The organism is Acinetobacter sp. WCHAc060042, from assembly GCF_003231195.1.
Taxonomy (GTDB): Bacteria; Pseudomonadota; Gammaproteobacteria; order Pseudomonadales; family Moraxellaceae; genus Acinetobacter.
In genome coordinates, this window is record NZ_QKVN01000017.1 from 64,236 (window position 1) to 80,550 (window position 16,315).

The 16,315-nt window shown below is 33.9% G+C and carries 10 protein-coding genes and 1 pseudogene; all 11 read left to right on the forward strand.

Features of this window, described 5'->3' with window-relative positions; genetic code table 11:
• Positions 1-190 precede the first annotated feature (190 nt).
• The 11 genes and pseudogenes from DPG01_RS09175 to DPG01_RS09230 all read left to right on the forward strand — a co-directional run bounded on the left by DPG01_RS09175 (position 191) and on the right by DPG01_RS09230 (position 16,313).
• Positions 191-1,093, forward strand: coding sequence for a helix-turn-helix transcriptional regulator (locus DPG01_RS09175; protein WP_110974872.1), 903 nt, complete (start codon positions 191-193; stop codon positions 1,091-1,093).
• A 70-nt stretch (positions 1,094-1,163) separates the two neighbouring features.
• Complete coding sequence (locus DPG01_RS09180; protein ID WP_110974873.1) at positions 1,164-2,237, forward strand: chemotaxis protein; 1,074 nt, start codon at positions 1,164-1,166, stop codon at positions 2,235-2,237.
• A 74-nt stretch (positions 2,238-2,311) separates the two neighbouring features.
• On the forward strand, positions 2,312-3,997 hold the full coding sequence (locus tag DPG01_RS09185; protein ID WP_110974874.1) for a DNA repair protein: 1,686 nt from the start codon (positions 2,312-2,314) through the stop codon (positions 3,995-3,997).
• Positions 3,994-4,254 (forward strand): YkgJ family cysteine cluster protein, encoded by a 261-nt coding sequence (locus tag DPG01_RS09190; RefSeq protein ID WP_110974875.1) that lies wholly within the window; start codon positions 3,994-3,996, stop codon positions 4,252-4,254. The genes DPG01_RS09185 and DPG01_RS09190 overlap by 4 nt, the downstream gene beginning before the upstream one ends.
• A gap of 333 nt (positions 4,255-4,587) precedes the next feature.
• The gene (locus DPG01_RS09200; RefSeq protein WP_110974883.1) at positions 4,588-6,507 is read left to right on the forward strand and encodes a DUF262 domain-containing protein; all 1,920 of its coding nucleotides are present in this window, start codon (positions 4,588-4,590) and stop codon (positions 6,505-6,507) included.
• Entirely contained in the window at positions 6,504-8,873 is a 2,370-nt protein-coding gene (locus tag DPG01_RS09205) for a DUF262 domain-containing protein (protein ID WP_162622333.1), read from the forward strand. The genes DPG01_RS09200 and DPG01_RS09205 overlap by 4 nt, the downstream gene beginning before the upstream one ends.
• A gap of 98 nt (positions 8,874-8,971) precedes the next feature.
• A pseudogene (locus tag DPG01_RS09210) lies at positions 8,972-9,339 on the forward strand (integrase core domain-containing protein); the annotation flags it as partial.
• A 110-nt stretch (positions 9,340-9,449) separates the two neighbouring features.
• Entirely contained in the window at positions 9,450-11,078 is a 1,629-nt protein-coding gene (locus DPG01_RS09215; protein WP_110974877.1) for a PspC domain-containing protein, read from the forward strand.
• Between the two features lie 17 nt (positions 11,079-11,095).
• Entirely contained in the window at positions 11,096-12,058 is a 963-nt protein-coding gene (locus DPG01_RS09220; protein ID WP_228156982.1) for a hypothetical protein, read from the forward strand.
• A 12-nt stretch (positions 12,059-12,070) separates the two neighbouring features.
• Positions 12,071-14,590, forward strand: a complete 2,520-nt coding sequence (locus tag DPG01_RS09225; RefSeq protein ID WP_110974879.1) for an Hsp70 family protein — start codon at positions 12,071-12,073, stop codon at positions 14,588-14,590.
• 7 nt (positions 14,591-14,597) lie between these two features.
• Positions 14,598-16,313: an AAA family ATPase gene (locus DPG01_RS09230; RefSeq protein ID WP_110974880.1), complete on the forward strand. Its 1,716-nt coding sequence runs from the start codon at positions 14,598-14,600 to the stop codon at positions 16,311-16,313.
• Positions 16,314-16,315 lie beyond the last annotated feature (2 nt).

Sequence of the window (16,315 nt, forward strand, 5' to 3'; positions counted from 1 at the left end):
AGAGTTGCCTATATGGCAGCACTTCATATGGAATCTTATCTTGAAAATCTGTACTTTAAGAATTCTTAGCTTTAAAAGCTTAGATTTTATTTTTTAAATATGAATTGTTTATACAATTGTGGATTTATTGTGTAATAATTACAACATATCTTTACAAAAAGTATAAGCAGTAAGCGCTTGAGATTGATTGATGAAACAAAATAGTTCTACTCATGAGCGATTAGCTGATCGTTTGGCTAATATTTTGACCATGTTAAATATAGGTTCTCATTTGAGCTCTAAAGAGTTAGCTGAAAAATTTGGAGTTAATAACCGAACAATTATCCGAGATTTTGATCGTTTGGGGAGTTATCTTCCTTTACAACAAGACGAAATAACCAAGAAATACTATTTAGAACAGAATTATTTAGGAAAAATTAGTCATAAAGATATTCGTAATTTTGCTCAGCTCTCAGGCATAAGTGATCTTTATCCTAATCTAGATATGTCATTTTTGAGAGAGCTTTTGGATAGCCGTGCAAATCAAGTTTATAGTTCAAAAGGGTATTCTTTTGAAGATTCGACTCAATTCATTGATATATTCAAAAAAGTAAGCCAAGCAATTTTAGAACATAGACAAATAGGTTTTTTATATAAAGGTGAATCTCGATTGGTTCAACCATATCGCTTAATTAACCATCATGGTAGTTGGTATCTAGCTGCAGTAAGAAAAGAACAATTACGGACTTATAGAATTTCACATATTCAGCTTATGCACACTCCACATGAATATTCTCAATTTACCCCAGATCAAAACATTGTAAAGCTAGTAGAGAATGATGACAGCATTTGGTTTGGACAGGATAAACAGGAAATTATTTTATCTGTTGACAGTTCGGTAGCTTTTTATTTTAAGCAACGATCAATACTTCCTGAGCAAAAAATTGTAAGAGAATTAGGAAATGGTGAGCTGCTAGTTTCTTCGAAAATTAATCATGATATGCAATTATTTCCATTAATACGTTTTTGGCTTCCAAATATTAAAGTTGTTCAACCGTTAGAGCTACAACATAAATTAGAAAGTGGACTGAAGAAATATCTTAGACTGGAATAATAAAAAAGCTGTATTAGACTTATTTTATTACGTAATACATTTTTATAAAACAAGCAAAGGGTGAAAAGTTATGCCATTACCATTTATTTTGATTGGAGCTGCAGCTGCAGCTACCGCTATTGGTGCTAAAAAAGCTTATGATGGGCACCAGGATAAAAATCTTGCAGATGATATTGTTGAACGCTCAAAAAATATGTATAAAAAGCATAAGGAAGCTCTTAACGAAGTAAATAATAAAACCAGTCAGTCATTAGAAAGCTTAGGTGAGTTAGAGCTCAAAATAGGTTCAGATTTTGATAAGTTTGATCGTTTAGTAGAAGAAATTTTAAAAAATAATAATTTTCAAAAATATAGCGACACAAAAATTCAAATTCCCCAGCATAAATTAAATCAAATTAAAGAAGTAGCCATAACAGTAACTGATTATTTAAAGACAGCAATTGGTGGTGGGGTCTCTGGAGCAGCTGCAGGATTTGCTGTATACGGTGGCGTTATGGCACTAGGGGCTGCATCGACAGGAACATCGATAGCTTCTTTATCTGGCGTAGCTGCATATAATGCAACTATGGCTGCTATAGGGGGAGGTTCTCTTGCCGCTGGTGGTTGGGGAATGGCTGGTGGTGCAATGGTATTAGGTGGGGCCGTTGTTGCTCCTGTACTTGCTGTTGCTGGAATAGCCTATGCTATCCATGGTGCTAAAGCATTAGATAATGCTAGAGATATACGTTATGAAGTAGATCAAGCTGTTTTAAAAATGGAATCAGCAAAAGATCAATTAATTAGAGTTCAATTTTATGCGGATCGTATTAAAGCAGAACTAACTAAAATATATGAAGTATTTAGTTTATATTTTGAAAAATTAAAAGATATCAACGAAATTGTGAAAACAGGTGATAAGGAAAAGATCCTAAGTATTTCGCAAGAAACCAATACGTGTATTCAAAATGGTATGAGCTTAGCGGCAATAATGGCTAAGTTAATTTCAACACCTTTATTCAAAGTAAAAAGAAATATACATGGTGATGTATTTACTGATAAAGATGGTCAGCCTGAGATTTTAGTTGACGAATCTGGGATGCAAGTAATTGATCATGAAGGTGTAGAAAAAGCACTGAAAGAAACCCATGAAGGTTTTAAGGGTTAAGCTAATAATTTATAGAGTATAAATAAGTAATCCTTCTGTCATATGACAGAAGGATTACTTACATAGGAATATATATGTCAGTAAAAACATTTGATTGGTCTGATGAAATTAACCAAGTTGTGACAAAAAGTTTAGTAACAACATTTGGTCTTGATTTTTTATTTTTCGAGGATAAAAAAGGAGGAGATGTTGATACTATCCATAATGTGAGGCAAGGTATATGGGCAACAGAAGAAGAAAAGAAAAAGTATGAGAATAAAGGTGATTATAAGCCAATAGAATTGGGCAATGATGGAAATCCTCTTTATGACAATAATGGTAAACTAAAAAGAAAAGACGTTTATCGCAATGGGACATACAGGGAAAGAGGAAAGAAGGATGCTAAACTAAAAGACAATGGACAGCTAGCTGATAAATATAGAAATAAAACCATGAAGCTGAATGAAGATCGTCAATTAGACCATGTTATTTCAGCGTCAGAAATTCATCATGATGCTGGTAGAATACTTGCAGAAAAAGATGGTGTAAAATTGGCGAATGAAGACATTAATTTAACTTCTACGCACAGATATATTAATAATATTAAACGTGACCATTCTCCTGAAAAATTCTTTAATGAAATAGTTCCTCAAAAGATAAATCAGCAAAAGATTGAATTAAATAATAAATTAGAGAAATTGAATAATTTACCAATGAATTCTCCTGCGGAAAGAGATGCGAAAAGAAGGTTAGAAAATGAAATTAATGATCATAAAAAAAATATTGAAACTTTAGAAAGTATTGATAAAAGAACATCCTCAGAAGTCGTAGACGCTGCAAGAGATGCTTATGAGAAAGAGATTAATTCCTATTATTCTAGTACGAAATTCTTTAAATCTAGTTTAAGTGCTGCTGGAGTAGCAGGATTAAGAATGGGATTAAGGGAAGCCTTAGGACTTATTCTTGCTGAAATTTGGTTTGAAATAAAAGCGGTAATTCCTTCTATATACGCGAAGTATAAAACAGTTGAATTTAGAGTTAAAATTTTTTTAGGTGATTTAAAAGACACGGTTTTAAATATTATTGAACGTGTAAAGCACCGGTTTAAGGATGTAGTTTCTAGTTTTCGGGATGCAACAATTACAGGTATTTTTGCAAGTCTTTCAACAACGGTATTGAATATTTTTCTTACAACAACAAAGCTTTGGGGGAAAATTATAAGAGAGAGTTGGTTAAACTTGATAAAAGTCATGAAGATGGCATTCTTTAATCCAGAGAATTTATCTACAGGTGAATTAACAAAAGCAACTTTCAAAATCCTTTCAGCAAGTATTGGTTTAATCATAGGTATGCTGATACATGAAAGTTTAGCTGCTCTGAACTCACTGCCTTTAGGAAGTTTAGTTGTCGACTTTGTGAGTGCTTTGACAAGTGGTATTGTAATTCTGACTTTAAATTATTTCATTGAACAAAGTGAAATAATGCAGAATTTTTGGGCTTATTTAGATCGAATTAAAACTAAATATGAAAAAGTCTTAGATAATTTCAAAGAAATTAATAAAGAGTTAGATCGCTATATTCTCGAATTGACTCAATTAGAGTTTGGATTAAATATTGATGAAATCTCAAAGTTTACAGAACAACTTACAAACTCTAACTCTGAGTTGGAACGTAATATACTTTTAAAGCAAGAAATAGAGAAACAGGAAATCAAACTTCCATTCGAAATGGGAAATGCTGAAAGTACGCAAAATTGGTTATTAGGATTGGTTAGAAATTGATAGCTTTTCCATGTACTCAGTGTGGAGCCTGTTGTAGGCACGTTAATTTATCAGAATTGACGAAGTTTTTAGATCGTGGTGATGGTATTTGCTATCACCATGATTTGAATTCACATTTATGTAAAATTTACGAAAATCGTCCAGAAGTATGTCGAGTAGATACCTATTATGAGCAACACTTTAACCAAAAAATTTCTTGGGAACAGTTTGTACATCTTAATTTGATCGCATGTAAGCAGCTGGACCAGCTAGAGTGATTGATCGAATATACTTTTAAAAACCCAAAACCATTTGATAAGGTTTAAACCCTTCTAGTACTGCATCTGAAGCCCGTTGAATAGAAACTTCAGTCTTGCGATGGACTGCTCTCAGTAACCTAGACATGAGATAACTTCATTTTGAATTTACCTTAAATGCTTCGAGTATAGTTTTCCATGTAAACATTCAACGTAAAGTTATAGAAAATAGAATTTCAATCAGATTTACTGTAGAGCATCTAATACTTTATATATGAGGCACGTGTGGTTACGGGAAGTCCTATCAATAAGCTATGAGAAATTAATCTTTTAGAATATCTACGAGGAGGGCAAATGATGAATACAGAACAGTTACTTATACAAATTAAAAATTTACTCCATGAAAATCCGGATTTAACCGATATTGCTGAAACTTCACTAAGCGGTATTATCGAGAATCTAAAGACAAGAGAAAATAGCCTGGAACTTAAAGCTATTGCAAAACTGGATGGACGTAATTTTTTTGTCGATAGTTATCAGCGTGGTTATAAGTGGAAACCTCAACAAGTCGAAGCCCTACTGAATGACATTGATGAATTTGAGCCAAAAGACGTGAATGAATTCTATTGCTTACAGCCTGTCGTGGTTAAACGCAAACCTATACAGCATGAAGGCAAAGAAACTGTTTTTTGGGAATTAATTGATGGTCAGCAACGCATGACCACTATTTTCATCATTCTTAGTCATTTATTAAATAAACCCTATTTCACTTTGCGTTATGAAACTCGACAAGAAAGTTCACAATTCTTAAATGGCTTGGTTCAACTCAACTATACTGAACAAGCACCTAAGTTTAGTCATATTGACAACCACTATTTCTATCAAGCTTATAAAACTGTTCATGATTGGTTTAAAACGAAGTCACAAGAAAAAAAGAATATATGGCGTGATAAGCTGCTCCACAAAACAAAAGTCATTTGGTACATGGTACGCAGTGATCACAACAAGGATAGCCAACAGCATTCGATTGAAATCTTTACTCGACTTAATCAGGGCAAAATTGCCCTTACGGATGCAGAGCTAATAAAAGCACTTTTTCTACAAAGAGTAATAAAAGCTTATAATCACCCAGAGATTGCCAAACAAAAACAATTTGAAATGGCTAGCCAATGGGACTTAATTGAACAGACACTGCAGGATGATGAGTTTTGGGCATTTTTAAGCCCGCATAAAGGAACCAATAAACATACCCGTATTGAGCTAATTTTTGATTTGCTGGCGGAAGAAAGTAAAGAAAAACAGCAATTAAACAATAAGACATTTCTCTATTTTGCGAATCAACTCAAAAATGCATCGAGTTGCCAAATAGAAGAGCAGTGGACAAAAGTGCTGCAGGGTTTTCATCGTTTAGTGGAGTGGTTTAAAGAGGATCAACTATATCATTTGATTGGCTTTATCATTGGGCAGAAAATTAAAACCATTAACGTACTCTGGCAGGAGTCCAAAGAAGCGAAACGAGATCAATTTGTTCAAATCTTAAAATCACATATTCAGAGAGATTATCTTGAACGATTATTTAAGGTGAATAAAGATAGTACACGGTTAGATTTTACTAAAGTGGATTATCTTTCATCTAGTCAAAGACCAAGAATTATTGGTTTGCTGATGCTATTTAATATTTATATTAATGAGAAACATAAAACCAGGTTTTCTTTTAGAGCCTATAACAATTGTCAGTGGGATATTGAGCATATTCATGCACAACAAAGCTTGGATCTACCAAGTGATGCACAAAGGGAAATCTGGCTAAATGAGCAAAAAGCCATTATCGCGGCTGTACCGGAGTCTTATAAAGGATTGTTGGATACCAAACTGATTGCTTATCAGCAAGCTTTAGCTGTAGAGCTAGCCGATACAGAATCACTTAAAAAAGAATATCTTGACGAGCTGTCCAAAATTGTTGGTGACGTTAAAGAAGCAATTCAAACACTTGACAATTTATGCCTATTGCCGGCATCAGTGAACCGATCTATCGGAAATCAGATCTTCCTGACTAAACGGCAACGTATTGTGGATTTCGAAAATAAAGGCAAGTTTGAGAAAGAACATCAGGGAAAATTTATTCCTTTAGCTACGCAACAGGTCTTTTCAAAATATTTTAGTGATGATGTCAGCCAAATGTACAAATGGGATGAGATCGACCGCAGCAATTATAAAGCCCAATGGTTGGAATGTTTCAAAGGATATGGTTTAGATTTTGGGGGCAAAGCATGAGCAGTCAATATACATTCTGGCGTTTAGTAGAAGAATTTAAAATTATCGTACCGATCATTCAGCGAGATTATGCGCAAGGCCGTAAGGATGATCTTAAGATTGAACAAATCAGAAAAACTTTTATCCAGCATTTATTGGAAAAGATAAATCAAAATAGTCATAAATCTGATTTGGACTTTATTTACGGTTCTGTTGTCGATGAGCAGTTAAAACTTCTGGACGGTCAGCAGCGATTAACAACCTTGTTTTTGCTGCATTGGTATTTGGCTTGGAAATCGGATGTGATTCTGGATAAAACTATACCAGAAAAACTACTGCGTTTTAGCTATGAGACTCGTACCAGTTCGAAAGACTTTATAAAAAGCTTGATTGAACAGGCACCCAATTTGAAGTGTACTTCTGACCATGACCACACGAAGAAACTGTCGGAACGGATTGAGAATGAAGCATGGTATTTTTCGATTTGGAAAAAAGACCCGACTGTACAATCTATATTGGAAATGCTGGACGAAATAGATTTGCAATTCCACGCTAAAGAGCAGGATTCGCAACCCTATAATGCAGCACAAATGTGGGACAACTTGGTCACACATCAAGTACTGACATTTTACTTTTTGCGTATGGATGACTTTGCATTAACAGATGAGCTCTATATCAAAATGAATGCGCGTGGTGTGCAATTAACAGAGTTTGAAAACTTTAAAGCTTGGCTACAAGGCTATACCGAAGATGAAATTGATGCTCAGGTCAGAAAAGATTTTTTCTCCAAACTGGATCGGGAATGGACTGATTTTTTATGGAGTTTGAAATGCAAATTTGAGGATTCTAAGGAAAAGAATGAAGCATTTGATTTCGATTTCATGTTTATGCAAGTTTTTAAATCAGTATTGCTATGTCATTTTTACAGAAATGAAGACATTGACCATAAGAATAAACAGCAGCCCGAACAATCATCAGATCCTACACCTGAAGCTGATGAAAAATCATTGTTAAGCCGATTAAGAAAGAACTTATTTGTATCAAGTGAAGAATATAAAAGAATCTTAAAAGGTTCTGATGGAAGTCTAAAAGAAATCCTAAAGAATATTTCACGATTATTTAATTTGCTAATTCATCATAACGAAGAATTAGAGATTGAAACGATACTCAAGCAACTGTTCAAGTCTGGAACAAGTTCATATTTAGACCAGGCCCACTTTGCTATTCTATACTTTTATGTTCATCACATTGATCAACCCGAACAATTTAGTGACTGGTTTAACATCAGTACAAGACTCGTAAATAATGCGAAGGGTTACTACAATGCTGAAAGCAATTTGGTCAAAGTAATTCATGTTTTAAATAGTTTAGCGGCATATATTGGTAAGGAGGAAGTGCTGGAAAAACTAGCTGTTTTACAAAAAGATTCGCAAGAATTTAAAACATTTGAAATAGCTTTTGATGACCATCATATTGTACATGAAATTGAAAAATCAAAATTAATTTTGGAAGATGAAAAATGGAAGTCCTTATTTAAGCCTTACGAGCAACATGACTATTTTTATGGACAAATTGATTTCTTAATTAAGTTTAGTAGACATGAAGATAGTCAAAAAGTCTGTCCAGAAACATTTAAAAACTATGCAGATAAAGCGTTTAAACTCTTTTCCAAAGAGTTTTTAGATGATGATCAATACCGTCTGCAACGAAGTTTATTGAGTTTTGATAATTATCTGGCCAAAGATGGAGCGAACAGAACTTTCTGTCGAGAAGTATATAGAACAGTACGTCATAGGAACGAAAATTGGCGTAAAGTCTTTGATAGTGCTAATAAACGACAAATACTCCAGCGATTACTGGATGAGCTTCCTGCAGATTTTAATGTGGATAGTTTAGATGACATTATCGAAACCTACGGATTTCAAATTGATGACTGGCGAATTTATTTTATCAAGCATCCTGAAGCGATTGGCTACTGTCAAAAATATCAAATCCGTTTGATCAACCATGATGAAATTTATTTACTGAGTTCTAGACAGATGAATGGTGCACATGCTGAGCTCAGAAGTTATGCCCTATATTTAGAGCTACAGAAACAAGGTATAGATAATAAAATAAATGATGTGAATGCGATTCTCGATTATGAATACGTTGCAAACAGTATCGATAAACCAGCTGTTTTACTCAAAAATTGGAACAATGGAACATTAAAAATTAAATTTTCTCAGGGTCAATTTTTGGCTGAGTTTTATGGCCGGGATCAGCATGGCAATGAACAGTTACTGGAATTGAACCAGGATATTGATCCCTTCAGCCTTTTCAATAACGTTCAAAATGAGATAGTGAATTGGGTTAAAGTAAAAAATGCCGTAGAGGGAGCAGCGTAATAGTCAGTCAAATCTATTATCACTTTTTTAAGTCTTTGTGGCACAAACCTATTCCTGACGGCTTATTCTACAATATAATTTCCAAATGAATAAGCCCTACGGATATGGTTTTGGATGTATTTAAGCAAGCGCTTCATAGCAGTGATAGGCCTAAAAATGTGATTCATCATAGCGACAGAGGTTTACATTACTTGTCTATTCATTATACAAATCGATTAGAAGCAGCCAATACCAGATATCAGTAGTTACAACGGGTGACTCATACAATAATGCATTGGCTGAGACAGTGAATGGCTTATATAAATTGGAGGTGATTGAATATTTGAAATCTGATTGCACTGGTTTAGCCAATGTTGAGCTTGCTACTTTGAATTGGGTGGATTTATTTAACAAAAAACGATTACATAGTTCGATTGGATATGTTTCGCCATTTTATTTTGAAACAATGTATTATGAAAGAATGTAACCTTTAGATCAGGCTGCTTAACTTAAAGTAAAAATATCTACTAATAGATTGTTGTTTTTATGTAATAATGTGATTAAATTACCAAAAATCAAATATTAGTAGAGGGCAACTTGCACTTCATAATTAATAATCCATACCGTATTTTAGGACTCACTGCAAATGCTTCATCAAGAGAAGTAGCAAAAAGAGTAGCAGATTTAGAAACATTTGCTGAGTTTGGAAAAACTAAAAAATATCCTCTTGATCTAGTTGAAATAGTTCCTCTTACAAGAACAGTAGATACAATTCAGCAAGCTGCGAAAGATATAGAGAATGATACTGACAAATTGGTATACGCTTTCTTCAGGTTTACAAAAGTAGATAGTGTTGATGAATTAGCAATTGAATGTATTGAAAAAAATCAAGTTCAAAAAGCTTTCGAAATATGGGATCAGCAAATTAGTAAAAATGAAAATGATGCTAAATTTTCATGGAGGCTGAATCGATCAGTTATTTCATTATTTTGGTGTCAGGCTTCTAATTTTGATTCCGAACATTTTGAATCTGCATTAACGGATTTAGGATATCTAACCGATGAGCATTTTCAGAATGTTCAAAGATTTATATTGGGTGAAAGTAACGTAAACATTAATATTGAGCAAGTAAGTAAAAAGATAATAGATGAAATTCTTAAATTCATCACTACTCTAGAAGATGAACCATATGGTAAATATCGTATTAGCTTAATAAATGAATTTTGGTCTTTTTCAAATGATTCTAAAGATTATGTTCAAACAAAATTATTTGCTCCAATTTTAAATCAAATAGATACTGTTATTAAGAATAGTAGAAAATTGAGAGAGGATGAAGACTCAGATTCTTTAATTAATTTCAATGGACTTAAAGAGATTGAAGACCTCATTTACGAATTAGATGAATTTTCTGAAAGCTATAAAATACAGAATATTATTAATGAATACGTGGAAGAAGTTAGAAAGTGTTCATTATATGCAAATAATGAACTGGATAATCGCAATTTAGCATTGAAGTTAATTACATGGGCAGAACAATTACCATCTTATGGACAGGTAGCTGAAGAGGTAAAGGCAAATAAAGAACAACTAATAGATTTAATTGAAAATGATAAATTTTCAGAAAACTACTCATCTATCGCTGAGTATATGGAAGGAGATATTAATTCAATTGAAGATGCTAGAATTTTTTTAAATATCTTTAAACAAGAATTAAAACAGATAGGTTTACATGATGACATGTATTACAAAGTATCTTCTTATTGTGTGACGAAAATTTTGAACTTTTTAATTGATGAATTTAATGATGCACATAATAGATTGGAAAACCACCAAGATATAGCATATTTCCTGAATGTGGCCAAGCCTGTATGTAGCTTAATAGAAATAATGAGAACGTTTGAGCTTGTACCTGAAGTGGAAGATCGAGTTGAACGGAACTATAAAAACATTAAAGAACAGATTGAAGAGTTTGAAAATATTATTAATAAATTCGCACAAACCCAAAATATTCATCAATTTGAGCCATCATCTTATCAAGAGCCTGGGTTTTATAAGTCAGATAAAGATATTGTATTTAGTGGAGCACTAGGTGGTTTAGCTGAACTTTGGGGATGGAATGCCGGTTTTCTACGAATTTTGTTTGTTGTAGTTAGCTTATTTACGTCTATTTGGCCAGGGGTCATTGTATACATCGTATTAAACATGATTATGCCAAAAAGAAATTAAGGTCTGAGTATCTAAATATGAAAAATAGTATGAAAAGAGTGGCAGTGTTGTTTTTGCTAGCGGGGATATTGGGGCATGCTTCGGCAGCATCTAATGATCAAATTCAACAGGATATACGTGTTAAATTTGGCGAGCTTGAAAATTTAAACAAGCAGGTTTTAGAACAACTTAATCAGATAAAAGCAGAGAGTCTTAAACAGCAAAAAGCATTAATTTCAAAAATTAATGAGAAGGATGAACAACACCAACTACAAATAAAAACTCTGAATGATGATTTAAAGGTTCTAGAGACTAAATTACAGGATAGTATAAAAGCACATACACAAACTGTTGAAGAATTAAATCAACTAAATAAAACAACAACCCAAGCTACCACTACTATCAATGAAAGTATTTTTACTCGAACGATTGCGGCATTAATAGGACTACTGTTGGCATTGGGCTTGATTGCCACAAGTTATTTCCTACTCAGAAGAAAACAAGCGCAATCGACAGAGGATTTATCATCTCAAGTGAAACTTGCATTGAAGAATGTGCGTCAGACTGAAGAAAATATTGTGAAGTCTGATATTCAACTCGCTGATCGCTTACATGAAGTTTTAATTCAGCTCAAAGAGCAAGCCAAAATCACACCAGTGCTTCAACAGAATAATGAACCAGATCATAGCCTACCTTTAAAACTGGCAGATGAAATTCATCGTATGCGTAAACGTCTTACGGCACTTCCTGAAGATACAAAAGGGTTGAAGCCACTAAGCAAGTCGTTAGAGCGCTTAGAAGATGAATTATCAGAGCAAGGGTATGAAATTATTGATCATACTGGTATGGAATTCAGTGAAAACTTATCAATTCAGTCTCGGTTTATACCAAGTGATGATCTAGAGCATGGTCAAAGTATTATCTCCAAAGTTGTTACACCACAAGTAAATTTTAAAGGGGTAATGATTCGTATGGCAGATGTAGAAGTAAATGTGGGTTAAGGAACTATAAAAATGCGTCAAAAAATTGATTACGGTATTGATTTAGGTACAACGAATTCAGCAGTTTCTCGTATGGAAGAAGGCGAGGCTATGATTGTTAAAAGTGATGATAATCAAATGGATACAACTTCATCGGTTGTTGCTTTTAATAAAAAGCAAACTATTTTTGTAGGTTTAAGTGCAAAAAATGCATTTGACCGTGAGGCTGCATCAAATTTCCGGAATCGAAAACAGGCTGATCCTAATGGTTATCAAGAATTTAAACGAACTATGGGTACAGATCATCAGTATGTATCCTCTCATATGCAAAGATCATACAGTTCTGAAGAATTGTCTGCCGAAGTCTTAAAAAAGCTCAAAGGCTATGTACGTGATGAAGAGGTAGCTGCTGCAGTTATCACAGTACCTGCCATGTTTAGACAAAGCCAATTAGATGCAACCCAGCGTGCTGCTGAACTTGCAGGTTTTCGTTATTGTGAGTTGTTACAAGAGCCTATTGCCGCATCGATTGCATATGGAGTTAAAGCGAGCTCTACTACAGGCTATTGGTTGGTTTTTGACTTCGGAGGAGGGACTTTCGATGCTGCATTAATGCATGTAGATGAAGGTATTATGAAAGTCATAGATACTGAAGGTGATAACCATCTTGGCGGTAAAAACTTGGATAATGCCATTGTCGATCAGTTGCTTATTCCTGCTTTAGAAAAACAATGTGAGTTAAAGGAAACTCTTTCAAGCGAAGGTACTAAAAAGCTGCTTCAAGATGCATTAAAAAAATATGCTGAAGAAGCAAAAATCGCTTTATCTTCTAAAGAGAATTGGAGTCATTTCCTTGAAGACTTAGGTGAGGATGATGATGGGGAGGAAATTCAAGCGGACCTTGATATTAGTTTAGAGCAGTATGAAAAAGTATGTACACCAATTTTCCAGCGTGCAATCGATACTGTTAAAAATGTATTATCACGTAATAATTTAAAAGGTAGTGATTTAGAATCACTTGTTTTGGTCGGTGGTCCAACGTTTCAGCAAACATTACGTAGAATGTTGAAAGAGCAAATCACGGAAAAGGTAGATACTAGCATTGATCCAATGACAGCAGTTGCTAAAGGTGCTGCTTTATTTGCCTCAACAAAAGACATCCCACGTGAATTGCAAAAACGCGATAGCACGAAAGCGCAGTTAAGCTTGAAATATCCAGAAACGACTGTAGAAACTTACGAAAACCTAGGTATTCGTATTGATCGTGAACAATCGACAGCAAATTTACCTGATACTTTCACTTTAGAAATTATTCGTGGTGACAGTGGGTGGTCTTCAGGCAAGGTTACAGTTGAAGGCGATGTAGAAATTATAGAATTAATGTTAAATGAAGGGAAAACCAACCAATTTAATATTAAGCTATCTGGTCCAGATGGTTCGAATATTCCGTGTGAGCCAAGCTCAATTACCATTATTCAGGGTATGAAAATTGCCAATGCAACACTGCCATATCATGTTGGTATTGAAGTCTACGATACAGTAGATAATAAGCAGGGTGTATATCCTTTATCCGGACTAGAAAAAAATAAGACACTGCCTGCAAAAGGTAAAGGTTCTTTCAAAACTATGAAAGATATACGTCCAGGTCTTAAGGAAGATCAGATTCTAATTCCAATATATGAGTTAAGTCGTGGCAATGATGGATCACGAGCAATCTTAAATACTTTTTTTGGTAAATTCGCTATAACAGGCCAAGCTATTTCAGCTTTTCTTCCGGCAGGTAGCGATGTTGAAGTCACTTTAAATATTGATGCATCACGTCGTGGTAAGCTATCAGTGTATCTACCTGCATTAGATGAAAGCTTTGATGTTGTAATTGAAACCACGATTGAAAAAGATATTAAGAAAGAAGAATTACAAAAAGAGATTCTGGTAGCAAAATCTACTGCACAACGTCTTGCGAATGAAGGAAGTTCAGAAGCTGAGAAACAGCTTGTACAGTTGGATGACGCTGAACAAGTGTTAAACGAACGAGGTCACGAGCGTTCTAGTAAAGAGGAAGTGAAAGCTAAACTTCAAGACTCCTTAATTGAATTGGATAAGCAAGAAGCTGAAGGCGAGTGGCCAAAAGTGAAGCAAGAGCTTCAAGAAACGCTGAACGATTTAATCATGCAAAATAAACGATATGGTAATGCTCAGACAAATCGTATTGTTGAAGAGTCAGCAGAGCATGTACGTCAAGTCATTGCTGCTAGAGATATTCAGTCTGCGAAGAAGTTAACGAGCCAATTATCATCTATGGCATTTGAGTTACAGGGACAAGACATTAGTTTCTGGGTGGGTGCTGTCTATTATCTTGATGAAAGTTTTGATGAAATTAAGTGGACAAACCGCCCAGAGGCATATCGTGGCGTACAGAATCTCAAACAATTGCTCAATATGAATCCTAATAAAGAGAGACTAGAACAAGCGGTCTGGGAAGTTGTGCAATTGATGAGCCCTGAAAGTAAAGCGGCTATGCAAAATGTGAATAATGATCTATTGAGACGTTAAGAATAAAATGAAACGAGTCGGTACATTTCCCAAAAAATCGGTGATCGAAAATCAGTATCAAGTACAGAAGTACTTGGGTGAACATGATTGCTGTGAAGTGTATCGAGTCGTGGATTTAAATTCTCATGAGCTTAAACTGATGAAAATTATTCAGAATAAATTTTTATCGAACATTAATATTGCTTTATTAAAAGAAAATTTGTATCAAGCATCTTTGTTATTACATCCAAATTTGCTCATACAATCTGAATTAAAAAAATTTATAAGTGATGGGGTCGAGTATTCTTATTTTTTAAATAATTACCTTACAGGTGAGTCACTCGAAAATTTAACAGAGCGGAAATTAAAACTCACAGTTACAGAAAGTTTAGATATTTTATTGCCGATTTTAGAGGTATTGGCATACTTACATTCTCAAAATAAGATACATACACCCATAAATCCGAGTTGTATATATCTAGATTACAGTTTAGAAAAAAAACAAAGCTTTCTATGTTTAGTCAAAGTTAATGAATTCTTTTATGGAGAAAAGAAAAATATAAATTTAGCATATCAATCCAGTCTTAATATGCTTAAAAAATATGATGCTGAAGATGATCTTTTTGCATGGATGGTAGTGTTATATAAGTGTATTACTGGTGTGCATCCTTGGAATTATGATATTGATTGGCAAGAGCAAACATTGAATATCATAAAAAAACGGATAGTAATGCATCGTATGAGTTATTCATCTACTCCTTTATCTTTCTATGAAAAAAAATATGAAAATGCCGACGAAATATTTAGCTATATTTTAGATGGTGGCCAAATAAAAGAAAAACTAAGTATATGTGATATTAAATCTAATTTGCTGACAGCCTTTGATTCATCTTGGAAGGATTGGGGCTACAAAGTAGATAAGAGTCTTACATTAGAAAAGAATTCGAAAAAATTTAATGAAAATAATACATCTAGAAAAGGTTTAGAAAAAGTTGCAGGTATGAGTGACCTGAAAAAACAATTGGATGTGGATGTTATACAACCGCTAAGGCAAATTGAAAAATATCAAAAATATGGGGTTGAACCATTAAATGGGATCTTATTATATGGCCCTCCTGGTTGTGGTAAGACATTTATTGCACAATGTCTAGCAGAAGAAATAGGTTATTCATATTTTGAAATAAAACCATCTGATCTAGCCAGTGTATATATACATGGAACACAAGAAAAAATTTCAAAGTTATTTAAAGAGGCAGAGGAGAATAAACCTTCACTTATTTTTTTAGATGAAATTGATGCATTATTACCAAATAGAAGTAAGGATAATTTGAATCACCATTATGCAAGTGAGGTGAATGAATTCTTATCGCAGATAACAAATTGTGGTGAGAAGGGAATTCTTATAATTGGAGCTACAAATAGACCTAAATCTATAGATCCTGCTGTATTAAGAACTGGAAGATTAGAGAAACATGTTTATATAAGTTTTCCTGACTTTAATGCTCGTTTAGAAATGCTGAAACAGTATTTAGAGAGTCGCCCTTGTCACGAGGACATAGACTGTTTCCATTTAGCAATACTGACAGCTGGCTTTGTATCTAGTGATATTAAATATATAGTAAATGAGGCTGCTAAATTAGCATTAAAAAAAGATTGTCAAATTACTGATATAATTTTGAAAACTATTGTCGAAAATCATAGACCATCTGTGAAATTCGAAGATAAAGGTTTAAGTGAATTCTGATA